A 25,503-nucleotide genomic window follows, 5' to 3' on the forward strand; every position below is an offset into this window, starting at 1 on the left:
TTGCAAGTTCGATTTACGTAGCGTCAACTAAACAAGTTACTGATTGGAAAAGTTAATTTTTGCGCTGCGCCATCCATGGTGCGTTTGTGCAAAATCTCTTCGGCCCCGCCTTGTTGGGCTTGATTGTGCTCACGGCGCTTTAACTTCCCCCTGCAAGCCACTGATTCGAAACGTTCCAGGAAAACACCCCGATGCTCGACATCCAGCTTCTTCGCACCCAGATCGATTCCGTCGCCGCGCGGCTGGCGACGCGCGGCCTCCAACTCGACACCGCGGCCTTCCAGGCGCTCGAGGACGAACGCAAGCGGCTCCAGACCCGCACCCAGGAATTGCAGGCGCGTCGCAACGCGTTGTCGAAGCAGATCGGCATGTTGAAGGGAAAGGGCGAGGACGCTTCCGCCGTGATGGCCGAGGTCGCCCAGCTCGGTGACGAGCTCAAGGCCTGCGAGCAGGCGCTACCGGTGCTGCTCGAGCGCATCAACGCCTTCCTCGCCACCTTGCCCAACCTGCCTCAGCAGGACGTGCCGGTGGGCGCGGACGAGTCCGGCAACGTAGAGGTGCGGCGCTGGGGCAGCCCGCGCAGCTACGACTTCGAGGTGCGCGATCATGTGGATCTCGGCGCGCCGCTCGGCCTCGATTTCGAGACCGGTGCCAAGCTCTCGGGTGCGCGCTTCGCTTTCCTGCGTGGCCCGGTGGCGCGCCTGCATCGTGCGCTGGCGCAATTCATGCTTGACACCCACACCCGCGAGCATGGTTATACCGAGTGCTATACGCCCTACATCGTCAATGGCTCGGCGCTCTACGGAACCGGCCAGCTGCCCAAGTTCAAGGAGGACCTCTTCTGGGTCTTGCGCGGCGGCGACGAGGAAGGGCTCGAGCAGTACCTCATCCCCACGGCCGAGATCACGCTCACCAACAGCGTGCGTGAGGACGTGCTCGCGCTCGATGCGCTGCCGATCCGCCTGACTGCGCACAGCCCCTGCTTCCGCTCCGAGGCGGGCAGCGGCGGACGCGACGTGCGCGGCATGATCCGCCAGCACCAGTTCGACAAGGTCGAGATGGTGCAGATCGTCGAGCCTGCAAAGAGCAACGAGGCGCTCGAGCAGATGGTCGGCCACGCCGAAGCCATCCTGCAGAAGCTGGAACTGCCCTACCGCGTCATCACCCTGTGCACCGGCGACATGGGCTTTGGCGCGGCCAGGACCTACGACCTGGAGGTCTGGCTGCCCGCGCAGAACACCTACCGCGAGATCTCGAGTTGCTCCAACTGCGAGGCTTTCCAGGCCCGCCGCATGCAGGCGCGCTACAAGAACGCGCAGGGCAAGAACGAGCTGGTCCATACCCTCAACGGCTCGGGTCTTGCCGTGGGCCGCACCCTGGTCGCCGTGCTGGAGAACCACCAGCAGGCAGACGGCTCGATCGTGATCCCGAAGGCGCTCGTGCCCTACATGGGGGGCGTCGAGCGCCTCGAGCCGCCGCTCTAAGCGAACCGGCCCTCTCCCTTGGCCCCTGTTCCACGGCGAGCGCTGTGGAACAGGGGCTTTCTCATTCACGTGGCAGTTTCATGCCGTCCGCGCTTCCGGCGCTCCGCCGCCGCGCTGCCACTGCTTGAGGCTTTCCAGTGCGGAGAGCAGGGCGGGAACGAAGAACAGCACGAGGAGCGCCGAGAACCCCAGTCCGAAGGCGATCGAGGTCGCCATCGGGATCAGGAACTGGGCCTGCAGCGAGCGCTCGAACAGCAGTGGGGTGAGGCCGCCGATCGTGGTGAGCGAGGTCAGCAGCACCGCGCGCAGGCGACCGCAGGCGGCACCGACGAGGGCTTCGTGAAGGCTGGCACCCTTGTGCTGGAGCTCCTTGAACAGGCTCACCAGGATGATCGAGTTGTTCACCACGATGCCGGCGAGGCCGAAGAGGCCGAACATCGACAGGATGGTGAGCTCGATCCCGAGCACCCAGTGACCGAAGATCGCACCCGCCAGCCCGAGCGGAATCGCAGACATCACCACGAGGGGCCAGCTCCACGACGAAAACGACCACACCAGGATGAGATAGATCAGCGCAAGGCCGAGCATCAGGCCCGAGCGCATGTCCTCCATCGTCTCGCGCTGGTCCGCGGAGCGGCCCTCGAAGCTGAACTCGAGGCCATACTTCTGCGCCAAGCCGGGCAGGGCGTCGCGCTCGAGCTCGGCCTGGATGGCATTGGCGTTGTTGACCTCGCTGTCGACCGCGGCCGAAACCTCGACCGCGAGCCGACCCTCGGCGTGGCGCAAGGCCTCGAAGCCGCGCTGCGACTCCCAGCTCGCCACCGTGGCCAGTGGAACGAAGTGACCATCGGGAAGCCTCACGGTGATGCGCTCGAAGACGTCTAGGCGGCTGCGTTCCTCGCGTGGCAGCATCACGCGCACCTCGAGCTCGTCGCGGCCCACCTGAACGAGCTGGGCGAGTGCGCCGTCGAAGGCGGCCCGGAGCTGGCGGCCGAGACTCTCGGTGGTCAGCCCGAGCGCCTCGCCAGCGGGCGTGAGGCGATACACGAGCTGCTCGCGACCATAAGGCATGTCGTCCTCGGGCTCGGAGACCCCAGGCAGGCTCTTCAGCGTCTCGGCCAGCTCGAGCGCGGCGGCCTTGAGGGCGTCGGCGCTGTCGCCGCTGAGGCGGATGTTGATGTCGCGCCCCGGCGGGCCGGACTGGCGCGCGGTGAACGTCAGCAGCTCGAGCCCGGCCACTGGCGGCAGCTTTTCGCGCCATGTGGCAAGGAAGCGCTCGTTGCGCACCTCGCGCTGGTCGGGCGGCGACAGCTCCACCATCACGCCCGCGAGCTGGTCGCCGCGCGCGCTCGAGCCGCTGCCGCTGCTGATCGTGCCGCCCAGGCGGCTGACCGCCGTCTGCACCAGACCGCCGCCGAGCTCGGCCTCGGCGGCGAACAGCGCGCGCTCGAGCTCGGTCAGGAATGCCTCGGTGTGGGCGCGCGGCGTGCCAGCGACGAAGGTCGCGTTGGCGAACACGACCTGACCCTCGGGCGTCGGGAAGAACACGAAGCCGATGCGTCCGCCCGCGAGCAGGCCAACCGCCAGAACCATCAGGCTGACGGTGAGGGCGATGGTGGTGCCGCGCCACGCCAGCGCGCGCTCCACGAGACGGCGGAACGGCCCGTCTCGGAAACGGGCGTAGCCGGCGTCCAGGCGCTTGCGCACGTTCGAATGGTGGAGCGCTGCGGCGCCCGCGAGCGCGCCGCGCAGGTGGGCGGGCAGGATGAGGAAACACTCGAGCAATGAGGCGGCGATCACGGCGACCATCACGAACGGGATGTCGCCGAGGATGTTGCCGATGATGCCGCCCACCATCATCAACGGCAGGAAGGCCGCGACCGTGGTCAGCGACGAGGCCAGCACCGGCCACAGCATGCGCCGTGCGCCGCCGATCGCAGCCTGGGCAGGGCCCTCGCCCATGTGGCGATGGGTGTCGGCGTCCTCGCTCACCACGATGGCGTCATCGACGATGATGCCGAGCGCCATGATGAGCGCGAACAGGCTCATCATGTTGATCGTGCCGCCGAAGAGGAACATGAGCGCGAGGGTGGCGAGAAAGGCGGTCGGGATGCCGACCATCACCCACAGGGCGACGCGCGCGGGGAGGAAGAAGTAGAGCACGGCGACCACCAGCAGCAGGCCCGACAGGCCATTGCTGACGAGCAGCTCGATGCGTTGGCTGATGAGCTGCCACTGCGCATCGAACACCTCCAGGCGGATGCTCGGCGGCAGCGTCGGTCGGGTTTCCTCGAGCCAGTCGTCGAGCACGCGGGCGGCCTTGAGCGAGTGTCCGCTTTCGCTGCGCTGGAGCTGCAGCTCGACCACGCTGTCACCACGCTCGAAGAGGGCGAGCTCGTTGGTTCGCGGCTCGCGGGTGATGGTGGCGATCTCGCCGAGGCGGACCACGCCATGCTCGTCGCTCACCACTGGCAGCGGTGCGAAGGCCTCGGCGCTGCGGCGCTGCTCGAGGCCGCGAATCTCGCGCGCGCCATCGGCTTCGCCGGCCACGCCGGCTGGAACGTCGCGGGCGAGCGCGCCGACGCGTTCGCCCACCTCGATCAGGGAGAGCCCCAGGGTCTCGAGCGCCGCGGAGGGAATCTCGATCGCGATCCGCTCCTCGGGTAGCCCGGTGATGCTCACGCGGTCGATGCCGGCAGCGAGCAGTTCGCTCTCGAAACGCCGCACCCACGGGCGCAGTTCCTCCACGCTGCTGCCGCGCACGAGCAGGCGGGCAATCGGCTCGTAGCGCGACACCCGGCTCACCTCCGGCGTCTCGGCGTCGCGCGGCAGGTTGCGGAACTCGTCGACGCGCTGGCGGACCTGATCGAGGGCGAGCAGGGCGTCAGTGTCTTCCTCGAGTTCGAGGGTGATGCTGGCGACGCCCTGCGCCGAGGTCGAGCTCATTCGCTTGAGCCCGTCGACCGTCTTCAGACGCTCCTCGAGCGGCACCGTGATGCCGGTCTCCACGTCCTCCGACGAGGCGCCGCTCCACACCACGCGCACCGAGATCACGTCGAGCTCGAAGGTGGGGAAGAACTGCACATTCATCCGCGTCACGCCGATCACGCCGAGCACGAAGGCGAGCAGCATCAGGACGTTGGCCGCCACCTTGTGACCGGCCAGGCGTTCGAGCAGGCTGACGTGCCTCATTGCACCGCACCCACCACCTCGACGGCGAGGCCGTCGATCGCGTGAGGCAGATGCGTGGCGAGGATGCGGGTGCCGTCACGCAGCAGATCGCCCGGAGCGGCGGCGCGCACGAGCAGCTCGAGCGTATTCCCCTCGCGGCGCTCGCCCGCGCGCACGATCGGCACCGCGCGCAGGCGGGCGTCGTCCTCGATGCGATAGACGCGGTCGCCACCATGCAGGGCAGCCGGCGGGATCGGAAACACCCCGCTGGCAAGCGGACGCTCGAGGACGGCGTTGACGAAGGCGCCGACCGGCACCTTGCTCGCATCGTCAAGCCGTAGCAGCACATCGACGCCGCGCGCATCGGCTTCGCCGGCGATGCGGTCGAGGCGGGCGAGCAGCGGCGTAGCGCCGAATTCGGCACGCGCCAGCAGGGGTTCGCCGCGCGCGAGGGCCGTGCGCAGCTCCTCGGCATAGATCGCCGGAACGCGTGCGCGCAGGTAGAGCGCGTCGGAGGAGTACAGGCTGAGCAGGGTCTGGCCGGGCTGGACCTGGTCGCCTGCTGCGACCTCCACCCTGCCGATGCGGGCAGCGAAGGGCGCGACGATCGCGCCGCGCTCGGCATCGCGCCTGGCCTCGGCCAGGCGCGCCTGCAGCTGGGCGAGGCGTGCGGGATGCTCGGCAATCGCCTGCTGGCGTTGCGATAGCGAAAGGCGTACGCGCGCCACCTCCTCGCGCGCCTGGTCGAAGGCGCTTTCGGCGCCAAGGCGGGCGTTCTTGAGCCGTTCGAAGCGTTCGAGCCTGGCCTCGGCGAGCTGCAGCAGCGTGCGTTCCTGGGCGATCGCCTCCTGGTCGTGACGATGGCGGATGCGTTCGCGCTCGACGTCTGCGGCAGCCTGTGCCACGCGCGGCTCGAGATCGCGCGGATCCAGTCTCGCGAGCACCGTGCCGGGCTCGACGCGATCGCCGTCGCGGACGCCGATCTCGAGCACGCGCCCACCGACCGGCGCGGCGGCGCGGATGCGATCCGGTGCCTCGATTCGCCCATACAGCACCAGGGTCGGGTGCATCGATCCTGCGGCCAGGACATGGGCCTCGACCCGCCAGACGCGCTCGCGGGCCTCCGCCGGCGGAAGTTCAGGGCGCGTTGCGCGCAGAACCAGGAAACCGACCGCGGCGATCAGCAGGATGAGCAGGGGGAGAAGACGGCGCATGGGTTGGAGCCTTGTGTGCCGCATGGCGGCATTGCATCAGCATTCGCTTATTTTACCGCCGGCAACCGAGCCCTTGTGCACGGATTGCGCGTCGCTGCCTTTCAATCGCCCAGCCAGTCGGCCTCCCAGCGCGCGAGCTCCGGAAAATGATGGCTGGCACGCGCGGCGAGAGCATTCTCGAGCTGTTCGATGAGCGCATGCAGGCGCTTCTCCGGGGTCTGCGGCAACATCGGTTCGAGTTCGATGACGAGGTCGCCTGCCGGGTGTTTTCCGCGCGCAGGAAAACCCGCGCCGGCGACGCGCAGGGTGCGGGCGTGGGCGACGCCGGGTTCGAGGGTCACGCCGCGCACGCCGCCCGGATGCGGAATGCGCAGGCTGCCGCCGATCAACATCCTCAGCGCACTGACTGGCCGCTGCAGAACGAGGTTCCGCCCTTCGCGCCGGAACAGCGGATGCGGCTGCAGCCGGATACGCAGGCGCAGGTCGCCGCGCGCCTGGTCGTCGTCGGGGTGGGGTTCGCCTTCGCCGGTCAGTCGCAGCTCGTCGTCATCGATCAGGCCCGGCGGGATCACCACCTGCAGCCAGCGCTCGGCAATCTCCTCGCCGCTGCCACTGCAGTGCGTACAGGGCTGGGTGTTGCGATAACCCCGTCCGTCGCATTGCGGACAGCGGGTGAGTCCGTTTCCGCCGCGCACGCGTCCCGAGCCCCGACAAGGCTCGCACAGGCGGCTGACGCTCAGCTGCTCGATACCGCGGCCGCCGCAGTGCGAGCAAGGCCGGGGCGTGCGCACGCAGACCGGGCGGGTGCCGCCGCAGAATGCGTCCTCGAGGCTTATGTCGAGCGTCTGCCAGCGGTCGGCACCGCGGGTGGGGGGCTTGTCGGAAGTGCCTGATGCTTGCTCGCTGGCGGTTTCGTCATCGCTGTCGAGCAGGGTGGCGAGCAGGCGGTCGTGGGCCTGGCGCAGGGCCTTGAAATGCTCGAGCGCGGCAGGGTCCGGGTTGCGATCGGGATGCCACTGCATCGCCAGCTTTCGGAAGGCGCGCTTGACCTGCTGGGGGGTGGCGCCGGGCTGCAGCCCGAGCAAATCGTGGGCGTCGGACATCGTCGGTATCGCGGGGGCGCTGGGAAACGTGAGCTTAACCGAGCAGGACGCAGGCAGGCGTCTGCATGCGGGCCCGGAAATGAAAAAGCCTGGTCCGGGGACCAGGCTTTTTCGGGATGTCTGGCGCGCCCGGAAGGATTCGAACCTCCTACCCCCTGGTTCGTAGCCAGGTACTCTATCCAGATGAGCTACGGGCGCGTCGCCGAAATCGTTTAGAGCCCGAGATCGGAAGGCTTTCTTGGCGCGCCCGGAAGGATTCGAACCTCCTGCCCCCTGGTTCGTAGCCAGGTACTCTATCCAGATGAGCTACGGGCGCTTTGTGCTGCACTGCGAAGGAGCGGGATTATAACGACTGCACCCGCGACTTCAAGTCTTATTTGGCGGAGAGGGTGGGATTCGAACCCACGGTAGGCTCGCACCTACGCCTGATTTCGAGTCAGGTACATTCGACCACTCTGCCACCTCTCCGCTCGAAGGTCGGCATTATAGTGAATCCGCCAAGAAAGTGAACGACTTTTTGCATCGTGCGCTTGGCGAACCGACGCGGCTCGCCGGCGTCGGCGGATCTGCGATCTCCCAGGGTGGATCAGGCGTTCGCTGGCAGCATCTCCTCGTAGGCACGCACCGCCTCGGCTGCGTACATCAGCGCGGGACCGCCACCCATGTACGTGCACACGCCGAGCGTTTCCATGATCTGCTCGCGGGTCGCGCCGAGCCGGATCAGGGCCTTGACGTGAAAGCCGATGCAGGCGTCGCAGCGCTGGGTCACCGCGATCGCGAGCGCGATGAGTTCCTTCTGCAACTCGCTGAGCGCGCCATCCTTGAGCGAACTCTTGGCCATCGCGCCGAAGCCCTGCATGGTGTCGGGAATCTCCTTGCGCAGGGTGGCGAGGGCCTTGGAGACGTCTTGGGTGAGTTGTACGTGGGACTTGGACATGACGCAGCGCTCCCTTGATTAAGAAAACGCTAATAATACGCGCGCAGCGACCGGGCGACCATCGGACGGCCTGATCGCTGAATAGGCGAGCCGAATGCCCCGCCTCGACGGCATCCACGCAGGGCGCGCGGGCGCTCAGGCGGCGGTTCGCTTGTCGCGCTCGATCAGCGCGTAGGCGGAATGGTTGTGGATCGACTCGAAGTTCTCGGATTCGACCACGTAGGCGTCGATGCGGCCTTCGCGATTGAGCACCCCGGCCACGTCGCGCACCATGTCCTCGACGAACTTGGGGTTGTCGTAGGCGCGCTCGGTGACCCACTTCTCGTCCGGCCGCTTGAGCAGGCCGAATACCTCGCACGAGGCCTGGGCTTCGACCATCTGCACCATCTCCTCGATCCACAGGTGGCCGTTGAGCACCGCGGTCACGGTCACATGCGAGCGCTGATTGTGCGCGCCGTACTCGGAGATCTTCTTCGAGCACGGGCACAGGCTGGTCACCGGCACGACCACCTTCATGGTGAATTCGTAGCCGCCGCCTTCGCGGATGCTGCCGATGAAGCATACCTCGTAGTCCATCAGACTCTGCACGCCGGACACCGGGGCGGTCTTGTTGATGAAATAGGGGAAGCTCATCTCGACGTGGCCCGTCTCGGCCTCCAGGCGTTCAACCATCGCGCGCAGCATCGGTTCGAAGTTCTCGACCGAGATCTCGCGCTCGTTGCCGTTGAGGATCTCGATGAAGCGCGACATGTGCGTGCCCTTGAAATTGTGGGGCAGGCCTACATACATGTTGAAGCTGGCAACGGTGTGCTGCACGCCACCCGACTTGTCGGCAACCTTCACCGGATGCCGAATCGACTTGATGCCGACCTTGTTGATGGCGATCTGGCGGCTGTCGGTGCTGCTCTGGACGTCGGGGATGGCGATCGCGGTGGGGGCGTTCATGCTGGGATCTCTGCAAGGGGCATCGGGCGCCCGGATGGGGGTGCAGGTGCAATCGAGTTGCAACTACGCCCGGATCTTAGCTTTCCCGACAAAAATACTCAACCTTTAGGGCGCGAGGGCCCCTTCGATGCTGGCGAGGATGCCGGCCTTGTCCAGACCGACCGCAGCCAGCAGCTGACCCTGGTCGCCGTGGTCGATGAAGTGGTCGGGCAGGCCGAGGCGCAGCACGCGTGGACGCGTCGGGAGGCGGTCGACCACCCGCGCGATCTCCGCGCCGGCGCCGCCGATGACTGCGTTCTCCTCGATCGTCACGAGCAGGTCGTGGCTGGCGGCGAGCTCGGCGATCAGGGCCTCGTCGATCGGCTTGACGAAGCGCATGTTGGCGACGGTGGCGTCGATCGCCTCGCCCACCTCGTGCGCGACCGGCACCAGGCTGCCGAAGGCGAGCAGGGCGACGCGCTTGCCGTGACGCCGGATCTCGCCCTTGCCGATCGGCAGGGCCTGCATCCCGGTCTGCGGCGCCACACCGGTTCCGCCGCCACGCGGGTAGCGCACGGCGGTGGGGCCAGGATGCTGCACGGCGGTGTAGAGCATCTGCCGGCATTCGTTCTCGTCGGCGGGGGCCATCACCACCATGTTGGGGATGCAGGCGAGATAGGAGAGATCGAAGGCGCCGTGATGGGTTGCGCCGTCGGCGCCGACCAGGCCGCCGCGGTCGATTGCGAACACGACCTGAAGGTTCTGCAGTGCGACGTCGTGGATCAGCTGGTCGTAGGCGCGCTGCAGGAACGTGGAGTAGATCGCCACCACCGGCACGAAGCCCTCGCAGGCGAGACCGGCGGCGAAGGTGACCGCGTGCTGCTCGGCGATGCCGACGTCGAAATAGCGGTCGGGGAACTCCTGTGCGAAGCGCACGAGCCCCGAGCCCTCGCGCATCGCGGGGGTGATCCCGACCACGCGCGGATCCGCCTTTGCCATGTCGCAGAGCCAGTCACCGAAGACCTGGGTATAGGTGAGCTTGCCGCCGCCCTTTCCGCTCTGGATGCCAGCGGTGTGGTCGAACTTGGAGACGCCGTGGTAGAGGATCGGATCGGCTTCGGCGAGCTTGTAGCCCTGGCCCTTCTTGGTGATCACGTGCAGGAACTGCGGGCCCTTGAGCTTCCTCAGGTTCTGCAGCGTGGGGATCAGCGCGTCGAGGTCGTGGCCGTCGATCGGGCCGTAGTAGTGGAACCCGAACTCCTCGAACAGCGTCCCCGGGCTGATCATGCCCTTGGCGTACTCCTCGACCTTGCGCGCGAGTTCGGCGACCGGGGGCGCCATGCCGAGCACCTTTTCGCCGACGCGGCGCGCGGTGTTGTAGGTCGAGCCCGAGAGCATGCGGGCGAGGATCTTGGTGAGCGCCCCGACCGGCGGCGAGATCGACATCTCGTTGTCGTTGAGGATCACCAGCAGGTTGATGTCCTCCATGTCGCCGGCGTTGTTCAGGGCCTCGAAGGCCATGCCGGCGGACATCGCGCCGTCGCCGATCACGGCGACCGCACGGCGGTCCTCCTTGCGTGCACGCGCCGCGACCGCCATGCCCAGCGCAGCCGAGATCGAGGTCGACGAATGTGCCGTGCCGAAGGTGTCGTAGTCGCTCTCGCAGCGGCGAGGGAAACCGGAGATGCCGCCATGGTGGCGCAGGCCGGACATCGCGGCGCGGCGGCCGGTGAGCACCTTGTGTCCGTAGGTCTGGTGACCGACGTCCCACACGATGCGGTCGTACGGCGTGTTGAAGACGTGGTGCAGGGCGATGGTGAGCTCGACCGTGCCCAGGTTCGAGGACAGGTGGCCGCCCGTCCTGGACACCGACTCGATCAGGAAGGCGCGCAACTCCTTGGCGAGCGTGTCGAGATCTCGACGATCGAGTTGGCGCAGGTCAGCGGGCGAGTTGATCCGTTCCAGGTAGGGATAGGGGGCCATGGACGATCCGGCTTCTTGGTTGCGTTGTTCTTGAATGCGGGTCGAAGCAGACGGCTCAGAACGCACGGTGGACCACGTAGTCGGCAAGCTGCTCCAGCCTGTGGGCGCGCGCGCCGAAGGGGCGCAGCGTATTGCGTGCGTCGACCAGCATATCGTCGGCAAGTTTTCGTGCTTCGCCGAGACCGAGCAGGCTGACGTAGGTCGGCTTGTCGTGAGCAGCGTCCTTGCCGGCCGTCTTTCCGAGAGTCGCCGTGTCGGCTGCGGCGTCGAGGATGTCGTCGACGACCTGGAACAGCAAGCCGACGACCTTGGCGTAGTGGTCGAGGCGGTCGAGCTCGTCCGGGTCGAGTGCGCCCCCGGCGCGGGCGCCGAGCAGCACGGCGGCACGGATCAGCGCACCCGTCTTGTGTACGTGCATGAACTCGAGCTCTGCTCGCCCCAGCTGCACGCCGACGGAGGCGAGGTCGATCGCCTGTCCGCCCGCCATTCCGCGGGAGCCCGCGGCCACGGCGAGCTGCGTGATCATGCCGAGCTGGCGCGACGGATCCTTGCCGATCGGCGCCTCCGCCAGCACCTGGAAGGCGAGCGTCTGCAGGGCATCGCCGGCGAGCAGCGCGGTCGCCTCGTCGAACTCGACATGCACGGTCGGCTTGCCGCGCCGCAGCACGTCATCGTCCATGCAGGGCATGTCGTCGTGCACCAGGGAGTAGGCATGGATGAGTTCGACCGCACAGGCGACACGGTCGAGTTCGGTCGCGTCGGCTCCCGCGAGTTCGCCCGCCGCGTGGGCGAGCAGGGGGCGCACGCGCTTGCCGCCGCCGAGGACGGCGTAGCGCATCGCCTCATGCAGGCGCTGGGGGGCAATCGAGGCCTCAGGAAGGACGCGGGCGAGCGCCTGTTCGGTGCGCCCCTGGACCTGCGCCATCCAGTCCCTGAATGAGGAGGAGGAATTGGTGTCGTTCATGCGCCTGCCTTGCCGTCTTCACGGCTGGAGTCGGCGCCGCGGAAATCCACCAGCGCGTCGCCTTCGAGCACCTTGACTCGTTGCTCGGCGTCACTCAGCGTGCCCTGGCAGAAGCGCAGAAGGCTCACGCCACGCTGGTAGCGCGTGAGGGCGTCCTCGAGCGGCAGGTTGCCCGCCTCCATTTCCTGGACGATGGCCTCGAGTTCCGAGACGGCCGCTTCGAACGACTTGGGCGGGGTTGCCGACTTTGGCATGGATGGATATCTGCGCGGCAAAAGCGGGAAAATAACCGAATGCAGGTCTGGCGGTCAAACGGGGTCTGGCTTACACTAAACCGTTTATTTTTCCGGATTTCTTGTCCGCAAGAGGAGGTTCGGGGATGTCCGACATCGCTTCCAAGGCTCAACTGGCCCAGGCGGCTTCCCAGCTGCCGGTTTCCTGGTACTTCGACGAGAAGGTTTTCGAACTGGAGAAGAAGCTCCTCTTCGATGCCGGCCCGGGGTACGTCGGCCACGAGCTGATGGTTCCCGAGGTCGGCAACTACCGCTCGCTCGAGTGGCTCGACCATTCCAAGCTGCTGTTCCGCACCGAGGCGGGCGTGCATCAGCTGTCCAACGTCTGCCGCCATCGCCAGGCGATCATGCTGCAAGGCAGCGGCACGACCGAGCACGTGGTGTGTCCGGTGCATCGCTGGACCTACGACCAGCAGGGCGCCCTGATCGGCGCGCCGCATTTCGCCGAGAAACCCTGCCTGGGTCTCAAGCGCGACGTGCTCGAGAACTGGAACGGCCTGCTCTTCAAGGGGCCGCGTTCGGCGAATGCCGACCTTGCAGGCATGAAGGTCGCCACCGAGCTCGATTTCAGCGGCTACAAGCTTGACCGCGTCGAGATCCACCAGTGCAACTACAACTGGAAGACCTTCATCGAGGTCTATCTCGAGGACTACCACGTCGTGCCCTTCCACCCGGGCTTGGGCAACTTCGTGACCTGCGACGACCTGTCGTGGCAGTTCGGCGACTGGTATTCGGTGCAGCAGGTGGGCATCACCTCGCTCGCCAAGCCGGGCTCGGCGACGTACGCCAAGTGGCACAAGGCGGTGCTCGACTACTACGGCGAGAAGAAGCCGCAGCACGGCGCGATCTGGCTCACCTATTACCCGAACATCATGGTCGAGTGGTACCCGCACGTGCTGGTGGTGAGCACGCTGATCCCGACCGATGTGAACCGCACCACCAACGTCGTCGAGTTCTACTACCCCGAGGACATCGTCGAGTTCGAGCGCGAGTTCGTCGAGGCCGAGCAGGCCGCGTACATGGAGACCGCGATCGAGGACGACGACATCGCCGAGCGCATGGACCGCGGTCGACTGGCGCTGATGAAGGAAGGGCGCAACGAGGTGGGCCCCTACCAGTCGCCCTACGAGGACGGAATGCAGCACTTCCACGAGTTCTACCGGCGGATCATGGAGCCGCAGATCGGCGGCTGAGCCTGGCTGCAGCCGCCCTGGCTCCGCGGAAGCCCGACCAGCGCTCGGGCGGCAGCGGGGCACGCCTTCCATCGGCTGGGGCACGCGCCCTGCGGGCTCGGACAGTCCTCGGCGGCTCCAGCCGCCTTGGACGGGCGTCAGGCGATGGTTCGCGTGCGCGCTTCAGCGCAGGTCCTGCAACTCCTTCGGCAGCGGAAAGGTCACCTTCTCCGGCACGCCGTCGAGGTTGCGCACCGCGCCGCCACTCAGCGCCTTGAGCCGCGCGATCACTTCCTCCACCAGCACTTCCGGCGCCGAGGCGCCCGCGGTCACGCCGACGCGGCGCTTGCCTTGCACCCAGGCGGGGTCGATGCCGGCTGCGTTGTCGACCAGGTAGGCCGGCACGCCGCGCAGCTCGGCGACCTCGCGCAGGCGGTTGGAGTTGGAGCTGTTCTTCGAGCCCACCACGAACACCACGTCCGCATGCGGGGTCATGAACTTCACCGCATCCTGGCGGTTCTGGGTCGCGTAGCAGATGTCGTCCTTCTTCGGTCCGACGATGCTGGGGAAGCGGGCGCGCAGGGCATCGACGATGGTCGCGGCGTCATCCACCGACAGCGTGGTCTGGGTCACGTAGGCGAGCTTGTCGGGGTCGGCGACCTGCAGCGCGGCGACGTCCTCGGGCGTCTCGACCAGGTGGATGCCGGAGCTCGCCTGGCCCATCGTGCCCTCGACCTCCGGGTGGCCCTTGTGACCGATCATGATGATCTCGCGGCCCTGGTCACGCATGCGGCCGACCTCGATATGCACCTTGGTGACCAGCGGGCAGGTGGCGTCGAAAACGCGCAGGCCGCGGCGCTCGGCTTCCTCGCGCACGGCCAGCGAGACGCCGTGTGCCGAGAAGATGACCGTGTTGCCGGCGGGCACCTCGTCGAGCTCGTCCACGAAGATCGCGCCCTTGTTGCGCAGGTCGTCCACGACGAACTTGTTGTGCACGACCTCGTGGCGCACGTAGATCGGCGCGCCGAAGCGCTGCAGGGCGCGCTCGACGATCTCGATCGCGCGCTCGACGCCGGCGCAGAAGCCGCGCGGATTGGCGAGGAGGATTTCCTTGTCGTTCATTGCTTGTCTCTGTGGGGTGTTTCCGGTGGTGCTCAGGAGATTCCGATCACCTGCACCTCGAAGCGGATCGCCTTGCCCGCGAGCGGGTGGTTGAAGTCGATCAGCGCCGACTGAGCGTCGATCTCGCGCACCAGTCCGGAATAGCGCGAGCCGTCGGGGGCGGTGAATTCCATGATGCTCATGGCTTCGATCTCCTCGTCCGGCATGTGTTCGCGCTTGACGCGCTCGACCAGCTCCTCGCGGTAGGGGCCGAAGGCCTCGTCGGCGGCGAGCTCGAACACGTGGTGGGTGCCGGGCATCAGGCCGATCAACAGGCGCTCCATCGCCGGCAGCATTTCGCCGGCTCCCAACTGCAGCGTGGCGGGGGTGGCGTTGAAGGTGCTGATGAGCGGCTGGCCGCTCGGCAGCGAGATGCGGTAATGCAGGGTGACGAGGCTGTTGGCCTGGATCGCTTCGCTCAAGAGGGTGCTCCCGGTTGGGCCTGGTCGCGGCTGGAGGGACCGAAGAGCTGGCCCCACAGCATCATCACGACGCCGACGGTGATGGCCGAGTCGGCCAGGTTGAACGCCGGCCAGCTCCAGCCGGCGTAGTGGAAATGCAGGAAATCGACGACGGCACCATGCACGATGCGGTCATAAACGTTGCCGAGCGCACCGCCGATGATCAGTGCAAAAGCCGCCGGCAGCAGCTTCTCGTGCCGGTGCTGATGCATCAGGGTGAGCAGCCAGCCGCTGATCACCACCGCAAGTACGGTGAAGAACCAGCGCTGCCAGCCGCTGTGATCGGCGAGGAAGCTGAACGCCGCACCGGTGTTGAACACCAGCACCAGGTCGAAGAAGCTCGTGACCGGAATGACCTGGCCGTAGTGCAGCGTCGCCAGCACCATCTGCTTGGTGATCTGGTCGAGCACACCGACCACCACCGCGAGGATGAGCCAGGGCAGCATCAGCGCCAGCGCGCCGCGCGGAGCGGAGGCGTTCATCGTGCCGGCCGCCTCAGGCATGGGCGCGGGTTTCGCCGGCGCCGAACAGGTTGCTCACGCAACGACCACACAAGGTCGGATGCTCGGCATGACTGCCGACCGACTCGACGTAGTGCCAGCAGCGCTCGCACTTCTGCGCTGCGCTCGGCGTGGCGACGATGCGCTCGTCCTCGGCGCTCGAGACCTGGGACAGCGTGGCCGCCGAGGTCATGGTGACGAAGCGTAGGTCCTCGCCCAAACTGGCCATGGCCGCGAACTTGTCCGCGGTGAGTGCGAGCTCGAGCTCGGCCTGGAGGGAGGCGCCGACCTTGCCTTCGGTGCGCAGCGCCTCGATCACCTTGAGTCCCTCCGCGCGCACCGCGCGGATCGTCTCCCAGCGTGCGATCAGTCCGGCTTCGCCTTCCTGCGCGGGCAGGGCGTGGAAGGTGTGCAGCATCACGCTGTCGGGTTCCTCGCCAGACTTGGTCGGGTGGAGGATGGCCCAGGCCTCCTCGGCGGTGAAGGACAGGATCGGTGCCATCAGTTTGAGCAGCGTCTGCGTGATGTGCCACAGCGCGGTCTGCGCGGCGCGGCGCGGCAGGCTGCCTTCGGCGGTTGTGTACAGACGGTCCTTGAGGATATCGAGATAAAAGGCGCCCAGGTCCTCGGCGCAGAATACCTGCAGCGCCTGCACGATGCGGTGGAACTCCATCTTCGCGTAGTCGCCCTCGGCCTGCTGCGCCAGCTGGCGGGTGAAGGCGAGTGCGTAGCGGTCGAGGTCCATCCACTGCTCGAGCGGCACGGCGTCGCGCGCGATGTTGAAGTCGGCGGTGTTGGCGAGCAGGAAGCGCAGGGTGTTGCGCACGCGGCGATAGACCTCGACCACGCGGTCGAGGATCTCCTTGGAGATCGACAGTTCGCCCGAGTAGTCGGTGGACGCCACCCACAGGCGCAGGATCTCGGCGCCGAGCTTGCCGGTGACCTCCTGCGGCACCACCACGTTGCCGAGCGATTTGCTCATCTTGCGCCCGGCGCCATCGACCGCGAAGCCGTGGGTGAGCAGGCTGCGGTAGGGCGCGTGGCCGTCGATCGCGCAACCGGTGAGCAGCGAGGAGTGGAACCAGCCGCGGTGCTGGTCCGAGCCTTCCAGGTACATATCCGCACGCGGGCCTTCGGGGTGGCCGTCGTTGTGCGAGCCGCGCAGCACGTGCTTGTGGGTGGTGCCGGAGTCGAACCAGACGTCGAGCGTGTCGCTGATCTTCTCGTACTGCGCAGCCTCTGCGCCGAGCAGTTCCGCAGCGTCGAGCTTGAACCAGGCCTCGATGCCTTCCCGCTCCACGCGCAGCGCCACCGCTTCCATCAGCTCGACGGTGCGCGGATGCAGCTCGCCGGTTTCCTTGTGCAGGAAGAAGGGAATCGGCACGCCCCAGTTGCGCTGGCGCGAGATGCACCAGTCGGGGCGGTTGGCGATCATCGCGTGCAGGCGCGCCTGGCCCCAGCCGGGATAGAACTTGGTGGCTTCTACCGCGCGCAGCGCGCGCTCGCGCAGCGTGGAACCATCGGCGGCAGTCTTGTCCATGCCGACGAACCACTGCGCGGTGGCGCGATAGACCAGCGGCGTCTTGTGGCGCCAGCAGTGCATGTAGCTATGGGTGATCTTGCCGTGCGAGAGCAGGGCGCCGACCTCGGTGAGCTTGTCGACGATGGCCGGGTTGGCCTTCCAGATGTTCATGCCGCCGAAGAAGGGCAGGTCGGAGACATACTCGCCGCCGCCCATGACCAGCGACAGGATCTCCTCGTTGCTGCGGCCATAGGCGCGCCACGAGTTGAAGTCGTCCACGCCATGCGCCGGCGACGAGTGCACGATGCCGGTGCCGGCGTCGATGCCGACGTAGTCGGCCAGATACACCGGCGACACGCGATCGAAGAAGGGGTGGCAGAACTCGATGCGCTCGAGCGCTGCGCCCTTGGCTGTGGCAATGATGCTGCCCTCGAGCGCATAGCGCTGCAGGGCGGAGTCGACCAGTTCCCGGGCCAGCACGAGCAGGCGATCACCCGTATCGACGAGTGCGTAATCGAATTCGGGGTGGGCGTTGAGCGCCTGGTTAGCGGGGATGGTCCACGGGGTGGTGGTCCAGATCACCGCAGCGGCGGGTTTATGGAGCTTCGCCAGGCCGAAGGCGGCAGCGAGCTTGTCCGCGTGCGCGTCCGAGACCGGGAAGGCGACGTCGATCGTCGGCGACGGCTTGTCGGCGTATTCCACCTCGGCTTCGGCCAGCGCCGAGCCGCAGTCGAAGCACCAGTTCACCGGCTTCAGGCCCTTGAACACGTAGCCGTTCTTCGTCATCTCGGCGAGCGCGCGGATCTCGTTGGCCTCGTTGGCGAAGTCCATCGTGCGGTAGGGGTTGTCCCAGTCGCCGAGCACGCCCAGACGGATGAAATCGGCTTTCTGGATCTCGATCTGCTCGGCAGCATAGGCGCGGCACAGCTCGCGCACCTTGTCCGCGGGCAGGTTCTTGCCATGGGTGACTTCGACCTTGTGCTCGATCGGCAGACCGTGGCAGTCCCAGCCGGGCACATAGGGTGCGTCGAAGCCGGCGAGCGTCTTCGAGCGCACGATGATGTCCTTGAGGATCTTGTTCAGGGCGTGGCCGATGTGCAGGCTGCCGTTGGCGTACGGCGGGCCGTCGTGGAGCACGAACTTGGGCCGGCCGGCGCTGGCCTTGCGGATGCGCTGGTAGAGCTTCTTCTGCTGCCAGTCGGCGATCCAGTTCGGCTCGCGCTTGGGCAGGTCGCCGCGCATCGGGAAGGGGGTGTCGGGCAGGTTGAGCGTCTTGCGGTAGTCGGCCATGGCGGAAACGGAAGTCTGGTGGGGTCGATTTGGGACTCGGGCGGCGCAGGCCTCAGAGCGGAGCAGGATGCTGGGCGAACCAGTCGCGCGCATGCACGGTGTCGATCGCGATCTGCGCACGCAGTGCGTCGAGCGACTCGAACTTGCGTTCGGCGCGCAGCCGGTGCAGGAAATGTACGCGGATATGGGCGCCGTAGCAGTCCTGCGTCCAGTCGAAGAGGTGCACTTCCAGCCGCGCGCGGCCGTTGGCCGTCGCAGTCGGACGCACGCCGATGTTGGCCACGCCCTGCACGCGCGTAGCGGCGAGGCCCTCGACGCTCACGGCATAGACGCCGGTGAGCGCCGGGCGGCGGTGCTTCATCTGGATGTTGGCGGTCGGAAAACCAAGGCGGCGCCCGATCTTGTCGCCGTGGCTCACGCGCCCGGCGATGCTGTACGGCCGCCCGAGCAGGCGCGCTGCATGGTCGAGGTCGGCTGCGGCAAGCGCGGTGCGCACGGCGGAGCTCGAAACACGTTCACCGGCCACGTCCAGCGTGGGCATGGATTCGACGCCGAAGCCGTGGCGGCTGCCGGCTTCCTGCAGCATGGCAAAATTGCCCTGGCGGCGCGCGCCGAAGCAGAAATCGTCGCCGATGAACAGGTGGCGAACGCGCAGTCCGCGCACCAGCGTGTCGTCGATGAAGCTCTGCGCCGACTGTGCCGCGAGGCGTGCATCGAAGCGGCAGACGTAGGTCCGATCGACGCCGGCGGCATCGAGCAACAGGAGCTTCTCGCGCAAGGAGGCGAGGCGGGCGGGCGCATCGGCAGGGCTGAAATATTCCCGGGGGTGCGGCTCGAAGGTGAGCACGACCGCCGGCAGGCCGAGCGCGCGGGCCTTTCCGGTCAGCAGCGAGAGCAGCGCCTGATGGCCTAGATGCACCCCATCGAAATTGCCGATGGTGAGCACCGCAGCCGTGTCGGCGTGCTCGGGAATCCCGCGGTGAACCTGCATAAGCGCCTGAAAAAGCCGCAATTATAGCGACAAAGCCCGCATCTGCGGGCTTTGCAGGACGCACCCCCTGTTCAGTCGAGGCGTGCGATGCGGGTCGGTGCGCTCGGCGCGTGCTCCTGGAAATAGCGCTTGATGCCGCGCATCAGTGCCGTGGCCATCTTGTCCTGATAGGCCTCGTCGTTGAGCCGGCGCTCTTCCTGAGGGTTGCTGATGAAGGCGGTCTCGACCAGCACCGAGGGAATGTCCGGTGCCCGCAGCACGGCAAATCCGGCCTGTTCGACCTCGGGCTTGTGCAAGCGGTTGACCGTTCCGAGTTCGCCAAGCATCGCGCGGCCGAGCTTGAAGCTGTCGTTGATCGTGGCCGTCTGCGACAGGTCGAGCAGGGTGCGCGCGATATGGCCATCCTGGCGCGCGAGATTGACGCCGCCGACGAGGTCGGCATCGTTTTCCTTCTGCGCCAGCCAGCGCGCGGCCGAGCTCGACGCGCCGCGTTCGGAGAGCACATAGACCGAGCTGCCGTTGGCCTCGGGGCGTACGAAGGCGTCGGCATGGATCGACACGAAGAGGTCGGCGCGCACCCGGCGTGCGCGTGCAACACGCTGGTGCAGCGGCACGAAGTAGTCGCCGTCGCGGGTGAGTACCGCACGCATGCCGGGCTCGGCGTCGATCTTGCGCTTGAGCCGGCGTGCGATCGACAGGGTCACGTTCTTCTCGTGGCTGCCGCCGCGGCCGATCGCGCCGGGGTCCTCGCCGCCATGGCCGGCGTCGAGCACCACCGTGTAGAGGCGATTGACCGCGGGCTCCCGGCGGCGGCTGCGCTGGACCGGTTCCTCGGACTGGCTACGCGCAGCAGCGGTCGACGTGCCCCCGCTGTCGCCCATCGCCGCATCCATCGGCGAGTCCTTCATGATCAGCGCCATCAGCGGATCATGTTCCTCGGTGGGGTGCAGATCGAGCACGAGCCGGTGGCCGTAGTTGCCGACCGGGTCGAGGGTGAACACCTGGGGATTGACCGCCGACTTGAGTTCGACGACGACACGGACGACGTCCGGCCGGTTCTGGCCGGCACGGATCAGGCGGATGTAGGGGTCGCTGTCGAGCACCTTGGAAGGCAGCGACTGCAACACGCTGTTGAGCTCCATCCCTTCGAGGTCGACCACCAGGCGATCGGGATCCTGCACCAGCATGTGGCTGAAGCGCAGCTGCGCTGCGCCTTCGAGCGTGATGCGGGTGTACTCGGGCGAGGGCCAGACGCGAACCGCGACCAGGCTGGAGCGGGCGGCATGGCCGACCGGGCTGACCAGCAGCGCGAGCGAAGCGCCGGCGAACTTCAGCAGACGGCGGCGATCGATGCGCGTGCGCGGCCGGGCACCCTCGGCGCCGTCATCGATGGGGGTCAGATCGTCTTGGGCGCCGGGTCCGCGCCGCGTAAAGCCTTCACCAGTTCGATCACGCATGTCCGCCCCGCTTCCGTGTTTCCGTCGATCTCCACAAAGCGCCCATCTCCCCTGGCCTCGAGGCGAATCTCGACGTCGGGCGAGGGAAGGTAGGGAAGGGCCTTGTCGGGCCACTCCACGAGGCATACCCCCTCGCCTGCGAAGTATTCGTCCAAGCCTGCGTCCAGGTACTCGTCGGGCGAATTGAAGCGATAAAAATCAAAGTGATATAAGTCTAATCTAGAAACGACGTAAGGTTCAATCAAGGTGTAGGTGGGGCTCTTGACGCGGCCCTCGTGCCCGAGCCCGCGCAGCACCCCGCGGGTGAGGGTGGTCTTGCCCATGCCGAGGTTGCCCTGCAGCCAGATCCTGAGCCCCGGCCGCAACGCGGCGGCGAGCGCAATGCCCAGTGTTTCCGTGTCCTTTTCCCCCGGCAAGTGCGCCTGCAGGCGGGCGCCGCTATCATCGTCGGCTTGAATCAACTCGATCATGGGAACCTCTCGGTGATGGCGTCAGGGGCGGAAGAAGGTGTATCCGGTGTCGATGGCCCGGCTGTCGACGCCGACGCGCTTGTTGCGCAAATCAGACAGTGGGGACAGTCGCTGGGGTTCGACGCGGTCGGCGTGGGCGGCATCGACCTCGCGGAGGCCGAGCCCGGCCTGCTCGCGTGGCTGGATGCCGGATTTCACGGGGAGATGGATTATATGGCGCGCCATGGCCTCAAGCGCGCCCGCGCGGCCGAACTCGTGCCCGGCACCGTGCGCGTGATCAGCGTGCGCATGAACTACTGGCCGCCTGCCGCGCCGCCCGACGCCGTGCTCGCCGACCCGGAGCGCGCCTACGTGTCGCGCTACGCCCTGGGCCGCGACTATCACAAGGTCCTGCGCAACCGGTTGCAGAAGCTCGCCGACCGCATCGCGGCCGAGGTGCCCCACCGCTTCCGGGTGTTCACCGACTCGGCGCCGGTGCTCGAGGTCGAGCACGCCAGCCGCAAGGGGCTGGGCTGGCGCGGCAAGCACACGCTGCTGCTCGATCGTGCCGTGGGCTCGTGGTTCTTTCTCGGCGAGATCTTCACCGATCTGCCGTTGCCGCTCGATGCGCCGGTCGAGCCGCATTGCGGGCGCTGCACTGCGTGCATCGACGCCTGCCCGACCGGCGCGATCGTCGCACCCTATCGGGTGGATTCGCGGCGCTGCATCTCCTACCTGACGATCGAGCTCCCGGGGCCGATCCCGCATGCGCTCCGCCCGCTGCTCGGCAATCGCATCTACGGCTGCGACGACTGCCAGCTGGTGTGCCCGTGGAACCGCTTCGCGCGGATCGCGGCCGAGCCCGATTTCGCGCCCCGCCACGGCCTCGACGACGCCACCCTGATCGCGCTCTTCGCCTGGACTGCCGCCGAGTTCGCCGAGCGCACCGCGGGCAGTCCGATCTACCGTATCGGGCATGAGCGCTGGCTGCGCAACATCGCCGTCGCGCTCGGCAATGCGCCGAGCTCGCTGGCCGTGCTGGGGGCGCTGGCGGCGCGTGCCAACGACGACAGCGAACTCGTGCGCGAGCACGTGGCCTGGGCGCTCGCCCGCCACGGCGCCGCCCGCGCGGGCTAGAATCCGCGCCCCCGTCCCAGGAGCCCGCCATGGAAGACCGTATCGTCACGCTCGAAACCAAGCTGTTGGCTGCCGAGGATCTGCTCGACGCGCTCAATCGCACGGTGTGGCGCCAGCAGCAGGAGCTCGACCTGCTGCGCGAGCAGCTCCGCCAGCTGGCGCAGCAGGTGAAGATCCTCCAGCCCGCCAACCCGCTACGACCCGAGGACGAGATCCCGCCGCACTGGTGAGCGGGCTCAGATCAGGGCGGCGCCGGTGAGGCGGGCGAGCGGTTCGCGAAAGCCGGTGGTCAGGATCACCAGGATCGGCATGCCATAGCAGAACAGGTACACCGCCCTGCGGATGCGTGGATGCGCCTCGTGCAGTTCGAGGAAATAGCGGCTCACGATCAGCAGCTTGACCGCCATGACGAGGGCGACGAGGGCCGCGATGGCGAAGCCGTCGTCGTCACCGCTGCCCAGGCGGGCACCGCCGATGCTCAGCAGCACCAGTGCCACCCAGGCGAGATCGAGCTTGCGTTCTGCGTTCATGGGTGTCCTTTTCATCCGAGCAGGTAGAACAGCGGAAAGATCATCAGCCACAGCATGTCGGTGACGTGCCAGTAGCACGCGAAGGCCTCGAGCCCGCCGTGGTCCTCGGGCGTGTAGGCGCCCAGTCCGGTGCGCGCCATCACCCACAGCATGCCGAGCAGGCCCCAGAACACGTGAACCAGGTGGGTGAAGGTCAGGTAGTAGTAGCTGACGATGAACACCCCGGCGCTGCCGTCGAGGCCGTGTGCGAAGTTGCGCTGCAGTTCGAAGACCTTGATCGCCGGATAGCCAAGCCCGAACACCAGGGCGCCGATCAGCCAGCGCATGCAGTGGCTGCGCTTGCCGCTGCGCATCGCGTGCACCGCGCGCGCGACACACCAGCCGCTGGTGAGCAGCATCAGCGTGTAGCCGGTGCCGGCGAGCAGCGACAGTCGCGACGGGCCGGCGCTGAAGGCCTCGGGGTGGTGGGCGCGCGCGACGAAGAACACCGCGAACAGCAGGGCGAACTCGGTGAGCTCGCAGAAGATGCCCACCCACATGGCCTTGCTGCCCGGGATGCGGCCGGTGGCGGCCGGAGCGGGGGCGGCGGGCGGGACAGCGGGCGCGATGGTGGACGGGGCGGGCACGGCGATCGACACGATGGACGGGGAGGACCGGCGCGTGGCCGGCGCAAGGATCGAAGTGGCTGAATGCTGCCAGCGCCGCGCCGGCGCCGCCTTGATTCTGCTCAGCTGTCGCGCTGCCTGCGCGGGCCGCGCGCGTGATCGGACGCGACTGCACGAGGCCGCCGAGGCGGCGGCGGGGGCCGAGGGCGTGCTCCATCGCCCTGTTGCAGTGCGATAATGCGCGCCTGTCCTTCCAGGAAACGTTCATGCCGAAGTTCCTCACAAGATGCGCGCTGGCCTGCCTGTTGGCTCACCCGCTGATGGCCGCTGCCGAAACGGTGGGCAGCGTCGACACCGCGTTCAAGCTCATCGGCCGCAACCACCAGGTGGTGGTCGAGGCCTTCGACGACCCCAAGGTCAAGGGCGTGGCCTGCTACGTGTCGCGTGCCCGCACCGGAGGGCTCAAGGGCACCTTCGGGCTGGCGGAGGACACTGCCGATGCCTCGGTCGCCTGCCGCCAGGTCGGCGAGATCGCCTTCACCGGCCCGCTGAAGGAACAGGAGGAGGTGTTCTCGCAGAGCGCCTCGATCCTGTTCAAGAAGGTGCGCATCGTGCGCATGGTCGACCCCAGGCGCAACACGCTCGTCTACCTCGTCTACAGCGACAAGCTGATCGACGGCAGCCCGCAGAACAACGTCACCGCGGTGCCGGTGCCGGCCGCGGTGCCGATCCCCCTGCGCTGACCGCCCACGCCAAGTCCTCTCTTCCTGATGCGAATCCTTCCCCGCTGCGTGCGGGGCGGGACGTCCTCTCATCCTCGTCCGTCATGAACCAGCCCCTCGCTCGCCCCGCCCTCCATTTCTTCTTCCGCACCAGCCTGGTGCTGCAGATCGCCATTGGTCTCGTCTGCGGCATCGCGCTCGCCCTCGTCGCACCGGAGCTCGCACGCTCGACGGCGCTGCTCGGCGACGTCTTCATCTCCGCCCTCAAGGCGGTCGCGCCGGTTCTGGTGTTCGTGCTCGTGGCCTCGGCGGTCGCCGGCCACCGCCATGGCAGCGAGACCCACGTGCGCCCGATCCTCGTGCTGTATCTGGTGGGTACCTTCGGCGCGGCCCTGGTCGCCGTGCTCGCCAGCTTTGCCTTCCCGACCATGCTGGTGCTCGATGCGCCACAGGTCGCCGGCACACCGCCGGGCGGCATCGTCGGGGTGCTCAAGAACCTGCTGTTGAACGCGGTCTCGAACCCGGTCAAGGCGCTGATGGAGGCCAACTTCATCGGCATCCTGGCGTGGGCGATCGCGCTCGGCGCCGCACTGCGCCATGGCGCACCGGCGACGCGGGCGATGCTCGCCGATGTCGCGGAGGCGGTGTCGAAGATCGTGCGCGTGGTCATCCGCTTCGCGCCCTTCGGCATCTTCGGCCTGGTCGGCGCCACGCTCACCGAGTCCGGCCTGGGTGCGCTGCTCGGCTATGGACGGCTGTTGATGGTGATCGTCGGCAGCATGCTGTTCGTCGCCTTCGTCCTGAACCCGCTGCTGGTGTTCTGGAAGATGCGGCGCAATCCGTTCCCGCTGGTGTTCACCTGCCTGCGCGAGAGTGCGGTGACCGCCTTCTTCACCCGCAGCTCGGCGGCCAACATCCCGGTGAACCTCGAGCTGTGCCGCCGCCTCGGCCTGCACAAGGACACCTATTCGATCTCGATCCCGCTCGGCGCCACCATCAACATGGCGGGCGCGGCGATCACCATCGCCGTGATGAGCCTGGCCGCAGCCCATACGCTGGGCATCGTGATCGATCTGCCCACCGCGCTGCTGCTGTCGGTCGTGTCGGCGCTCGGTGCATGTGGTGCGTCGGGCGTGGCCGGTGGCTCGCTGCTGCTGATTCCGATGGCGTGCAACCTGTTCGGCATCCCGACCGACGTCGCGATGCAGGTGGTGGCGATCGGCTTCATCATCGGCGTGGTGCAGGATTCGGTGGAAACCGCGCTGAATTCCTCGACCGACGTGCTGTTCACCGCTGCCGCCTGCCGTGCGGCGGAACGGGTCTGAGCCTGCGTGCCGCTCCGTGCTTGATTGCGATCAAGCATCGGGTGTCATGAATTCTCGCGAAATCAGGTGCTTGGCGGGGTGTTGACATCTGTCAAATTATTTTATGGA

General features: G+C 67.3%; 23 protein-coding genes and 3 tRNA genes. 6 read left to right on the forward strand and 20 right to left on the reverse strand.

The features are described 5' to 3' along the window. The first annotated feature begins 191 nt into the window (after nucleotides 1–191). A complete protein-coding gene (serS, locus tag AAG895_RS07755; RefSeq protein WP_345794922.1) occupies nucleotides 192–1,484 on the forward strand; it encodes a serine--tRNA ligase in 1,293 nt (430 codons plus the stop codon). Between the two features lie 78 nt (nucleotides 1,485–1,562). On the opposite strand, the gene AAG895_RS07760 is transcribed toward serS, so the two are convergent. The 11 genes from AAG895_RS07760 to AAG895_RS07810 form a co-directional block, all read right to left on the reverse strand. Next, nucleotides 1,563–4,676 carry an efflux RND transporter permease subunit gene (locus AAG895_RS07760; RefSeq protein ID WP_345794923.1) on the reverse strand — a complete coding sequence of 1,038 codons (3,114 nt, stop codon included), beginning with the start codon at nucleotides 4,674–4,676 and terminating at the stop codon, nucleotides 1,563–1,565. Further along, the gene (locus tag AAG895_RS07765) at nucleotides 4,673–5,869 is read right to left on the reverse strand and encodes an efflux RND transporter periplasmic adaptor subunit (protein WP_345794924.1); all 1,197 of its coding nucleotides are present in this window, start codon (nucleotides 5,867–5,869) and stop codon (nucleotides 4,673–4,675) included. The genes AAG895_RS07760 and AAG895_RS07765 overlap by 4 nt, the downstream gene beginning before the upstream one ends. A gap of 101 nt (nucleotides 5,870–5,970) precedes the next feature. Then, the gene (locus AAG895_RS07770) at nucleotides 5,971–6,972 is read right to left on the reverse strand and encodes a DnaJ C-terminal domain-containing protein (RefSeq protein ID WP_345794925.1); all 1,002 of its coding nucleotides are present in this window, start codon (nucleotides 6,970–6,972) and stop codon (nucleotides 5,971–5,973) included. A 121-nt stretch (nucleotides 6,973–7,093) separates the two neighbouring features. Next, nucleotides 7,094–7,170, reverse strand: a tRNA-Arg gene (locus AAG895_RS07775). A gap of 41 nt (nucleotides 7,171–7,211) precedes the next feature. Beyond that, nucleotides 7,212–7,288 (reverse strand) — tRNA-Arg (locus AAG895_RS07780). A 62-nt stretch (nucleotides 7,289–7,350) separates the two neighbouring features. Further along, nucleotides 7,351–7,440: transfer RNA gene (locus tag AAG895_RS07785), tRNA-Ser, on the reverse strand. A 118-nt stretch (nucleotides 7,441–7,558) separates the two neighbouring features. Beyond that, entirely contained in the window at nucleotides 7,559–7,909 is a 351-nt protein-coding gene (locus AAG895_RS07790) for a carboxymuconolactone decarboxylase family protein (RefSeq protein WP_345794926.1), read from the reverse strand. A 135-nt stretch (nucleotides 7,910–8,044) separates the two neighbouring features. Beyond that, nucleotides 8,045–8,854, reverse strand: a complete 810-nt coding sequence (gene folE2, locus AAG895_RS07795) for a GTP cyclohydrolase FolE2 (RefSeq protein ID WP_345794927.1) — start codon at nucleotides 8,852–8,854, stop codon at nucleotides 8,045–8,047. 105 nt (nucleotides 8,855–8,959) lie between these two features. Further along, the gene (gene dxs, locus AAG895_RS07800) at nucleotides 8,960–10,816 is read right to left on the reverse strand and encodes a 1-deoxy-D-xylulose-5-phosphate synthase (RefSeq protein ID WP_345794928.1); all 1,857 of its coding nucleotides are present in this window, start codon (nucleotides 10,814–10,816) and stop codon (nucleotides 8,960–8,962) included. Between the two features lie 55 nt (nucleotides 10,817–10,871). Beyond that, on the reverse strand, nucleotides 10,872–11,780 hold the full coding sequence (locus tag AAG895_RS07805; RefSeq protein ID WP_345794929.1) for a farnesyl diphosphate synthase: 909 nt from the start codon (nucleotides 11,778–11,780) through the stop codon (nucleotides 10,872–10,874). Then, on the reverse strand, nucleotides 11,777–12,034 hold the full coding sequence (locus AAG895_RS07810; protein WP_345794930.1) for an exodeoxyribonuclease VII small subunit: 258 nt from the start codon (nucleotides 12,032–12,034) through the stop codon (nucleotides 11,777–11,779). Before AAG895_RS07810 ends, AAG895_RS07805 begins: the two co-directional genes overlap by 4 nt. A gap of 125 nt (nucleotides 12,035–12,159) precedes the next feature. Here AAG895_RS07810 and AAG895_RS07815 point away from each other — a divergent pair, with 125 nt between their 5' ends. Continuing rightward, nucleotides 12,160–13,266 (forward strand): aromatic ring-hydroxylating dioxygenase subunit alpha, encoded by a 1,107-nt coding sequence (locus tag AAG895_RS07815; protein ID WP_345794931.1) that lies wholly within the window; start codon nucleotides 12,160–12,162, stop codon nucleotides 13,264–13,266. Between the two features lie 162 nt (nucleotides 13,267–13,428). Here the strand turns inward: AAG895_RS07815 and ispH are convergent, their stop codons facing one another. The 7 genes from ispH to tsaE form a co-directional block, all read right to left on the reverse strand. Then, nucleotides 13,429–14,367 (reverse strand): 4-hydroxy-3-methylbut-2-enyl diphosphate reductase, encoded by a 939-nt coding sequence (ispH, locus tag AAG895_RS07820; RefSeq protein WP_345794932.1) that lies wholly within the window; start codon nucleotides 14,365–14,367, stop codon nucleotides 13,429–13,431. Between the two features lie 32 nt (nucleotides 14,368–14,399). Beyond that, a complete protein-coding gene (locus AAG895_RS07825) occupies nucleotides 14,400–14,828 on the reverse strand; it encodes an FKBP-type peptidyl-prolyl cis-trans isomerase (RefSeq protein WP_345794933.1) in 429 nt (142 codons plus the stop codon). After that, nucleotides 14,825–15,313 (reverse strand): signal peptidase II, encoded by a 489-nt coding sequence (lspA, locus tag AAG895_RS07830; protein ID WP_345795256.1) that lies wholly within the window; start codon nucleotides 15,311–15,313, stop codon nucleotides 14,825–14,827. Before lspA ends, AAG895_RS07825 begins: the two co-directional genes overlap by 4 nt. A gap of 49 nt (nucleotides 15,314–15,362) precedes the next feature. Then, complete coding sequence (ileS, locus tag AAG895_RS07835; RefSeq protein ID WP_345794934.1) at nucleotides 15,363–18,179, reverse strand: isoleucine--tRNA ligase; 2,817 nt, start codon at nucleotides 18,177–18,179, stop codon at nucleotides 15,363–15,365. Between the two features lie 52 nt (nucleotides 18,180–18,231). Next, entirely contained in the window at nucleotides 18,232–19,170 is a 939-nt protein-coding gene (locus AAG895_RS07840; protein ID WP_345794935.1) for a bifunctional riboflavin kinase/FAD synthetase, read from the reverse strand. 71 nt (nucleotides 19,171–19,241) lie between these two features. After that, a complete protein-coding gene (locus tag AAG895_RS07845) occupies nucleotides 19,242–20,627 on the reverse strand; it encodes an N-acetylmuramoyl-L-alanine amidase (protein ID WP_345794936.1) in 1,386 nt (461 codons plus the stop codon). After that, nucleotides 20,567–21,097, reverse strand: coding sequence for a tRNA (adenosine(37)-N6)-threonylcarbamoyltransferase complex ATPase subunit type 1 TsaE (gene tsaE / locus AAG895_RS07850; protein ID WP_345794937.1), 531 nt, complete (start codon nucleotides 21,095–21,097; stop codon nucleotides 20,567–20,569). Before tsaE ends, AAG895_RS07845 begins: the two co-directional genes overlap by 61 nt. Before the next feature lie 15 nt (nucleotides 21,098–21,112). Between tsaE and queG the strand changes: the two genes are divergently transcribed. Next, complete coding sequence (gene queG, locus AAG895_RS07855; protein WP_345795257.1) at nucleotides 21,113–22,213, forward strand: tRNA epoxyqueuosine(34) reductase QueG; 1,101 nt, start codon at nucleotides 21,113–21,115, stop codon at nucleotides 22,211–22,213. Between the two features lie 29 nt (nucleotides 22,214–22,242). Beyond that, nucleotides 22,243–22,443, forward strand: coding sequence for a SlyX family protein (locus AAG895_RS07860; protein WP_345794938.1), 201 nt, complete (start codon nucleotides 22,243–22,245; stop codon nucleotides 22,441–22,443). Nucleotides 22,444–22,449: 6 nt separating this feature from the next. Here AAG895_RS07860 and AAG895_RS07865 read toward each other — a convergent pair whose 3' ends face one another. Next, nucleotides 22,450–22,743, reverse strand: coding sequence for a cytochrome C oxidase subunit IV family protein (locus AAG895_RS07865; protein ID WP_345794939.1), 294 nt, complete (start codon nucleotides 22,741–22,743; stop codon nucleotides 22,450–22,452). Between the two features lie 11 nt (nucleotides 22,744–22,754). After that, complete coding sequence (locus AAG895_RS07870; protein ID WP_345795258.1) at nucleotides 22,755–23,282, reverse strand: cytochrome c oxidase subunit 3 family protein; 528 nt, start codon at nucleotides 23,280–23,282, stop codon at nucleotides 22,755–22,757. Nucleotides 23,283–23,614: 332 nt separating this feature from the next. On the opposite strand from AAG895_RS07870, the gene AAG895_RS07875 reads away from it, so the two are divergent. Continuing rightward, nucleotides 23,615–24,091, forward strand: coding sequence for a CreA family protein (locus AAG895_RS07875; RefSeq protein ID WP_345794940.1), 477 nt, complete (start codon nucleotides 23,615–23,617; stop codon nucleotides 24,089–24,091). A gap of 83 nt (nucleotides 24,092–24,174) precedes the next feature. Beyond that, entirely contained in the window at nucleotides 24,175–25,395 is a 1,221-nt protein-coding gene (gene sstT / locus AAG895_RS07880; protein WP_345794941.1) for a serine/threonine transporter SstT, read from the forward strand. Nucleotides 25,396–25,503: the final 108 nt, after the last annotated feature.

Source organism: Thauera sp. JM12B12, assembly GCF_039614725.1.
Classification (GTDB): domain Bacteria; phylum Pseudomonadota; class Gammaproteobacteria; order Burkholderiales; family Rhodocyclaceae; genus Thauera.

Coding starts and splice junctions, on each gene's coding strand:
- serS (WP_345794922.1), top strand. CDS start 192: ATGCTCGACATCCAGCTTCTTCGCACCCAGATCGATTCCGTCGCCGCG.
- AAG895_RS07760 (WP_345794923.1), bottom strand. CDS start 4,676: ATGAGGCACGTCAGCCTGCTCGAACGCCTGGCCGGTCACAAGGTGGCG.
- AAG895_RS07765 (WP_345794924.1), bottom strand. CDS start 5,869: ATGCGCCGTCTTCTCCCCCTGCTCATCCTGCTGATCGCCGCGGTCGGT.
- AAG895_RS07770 (WP_345794925.1), bottom strand. CDS start 6,972: ATGTCCGACGCCCACGATTTGCTCGGGCTGCAGCCCGGCGCCACCCCC.
- AAG895_RS07790 (WP_345794926.1), bottom strand. CDS start 7,909: ATGTCCAAGTCCCACGTACAACTCACCCAAGACGTCTCCAAGGCCCTC.
- folE2 (WP_345794927.1), bottom strand. CDS start 8,854: ATGAACGCCCCCACCGCGATCGCCATCCCCGACGTCCAGAGCAGCACC.
- dxs (WP_345794928.1), bottom strand. CDS start 10,816: ATGGCCCCCTATCCCTACCTGGAACGGATCAACTCGCCCGCTGACCTG.
- AAG895_RS07805 (WP_345794929.1), bottom strand. CDS start 11,780: ATGAACGACACCAATTCCTCCTCCTCATTCAGGGACTGGATGGCGCAG.
- AAG895_RS07810 (WP_345794930.1), bottom strand. CDS start 12,034: ATGCCAAAGTCGGCAACCCCGCCCAAGTCGTTCGAAGCGGCCGTCTCG.
- AAG895_RS07815 (WP_345794931.1), top strand. CDS start 12,160: ATGTCCGACATCGCTTCCAAGGCTCAACTGGCCCAGGCGGCTTCCCAG.
- ispH (WP_345794932.1), bottom strand. CDS start 14,367: ATGAACGACAAGGAAATCCTCCTCGCCAATCCGCGCGGCTTCTGCGCC.
- lspA (WP_345795256.1), bottom strand. CDS start 15,313: ATGCTGCCCTGGCTCATCCTCGCGGTGGTGGTCGGTGTGCTCGACCAG.
- ileS (WP_345794934.1), bottom strand. CDS start 18,179: ATGGCCGACTACCGCAAGACGCTCAACCTGCCCGACACCCCCTTCCCG.
- AAG895_RS07840 (WP_345794935.1), bottom strand. CDS start 19,170: ATGCAGGTTCACCGCGGGATTCCCGAGCACGCCGACACGGCTGCGGTG.
- AAG895_RS07845 (WP_345794936.1), bottom strand. CDS start 20,627: ATGCGTGATCGAACTGGTGAAGGCTTTACGCGGCGCGGACCCGGCGCC.
- tsaE (WP_345794937.1), bottom strand. CDS start 21,097: ATGATCGAGTTGATTCAAGCCGACGATGATAGCGGCGCCCGCCTGCAG.
- queG (WP_345795257.1), top strand. CDS start 21,113: ATGGCGTCAGGGGCGGAAGAAGGTGTATCCGGTGTCGATGGCCCGGCT.
- AAG895_RS07860 (WP_345794938.1), top strand. CDS start 22,243: ATGGAAGACCGTATCGTCACGCTCGAAACCAAGCTGTTGGCTGCCGAG.
- AAG895_RS07865 (WP_345794939.1), bottom strand. CDS start 22,743: ATGAACGCAGAACGCAAGCTCGATCTCGCCTGGGTGGCACTGGTGCTG.
- AAG895_RS07870 (WP_345795258.1), bottom strand. CDS start 23,282: ATGTGGGTGGGCATCTTCTGCGAGCTCACCGAGTTCGCCCTGCTGTTC.
- AAG895_RS07875 (WP_345794940.1), top strand. CDS start 23,615: ATGCCGAAGTTCCTCACAAGATGCGCGCTGGCCTGCCTGTTGGCTCAC.
- sstT (WP_345794941.1), top strand. CDS start 24,175: ATGAACCAGCCCCTCGCTCGCCCCGCCCTCCATTTCTTCTTCCGCACC.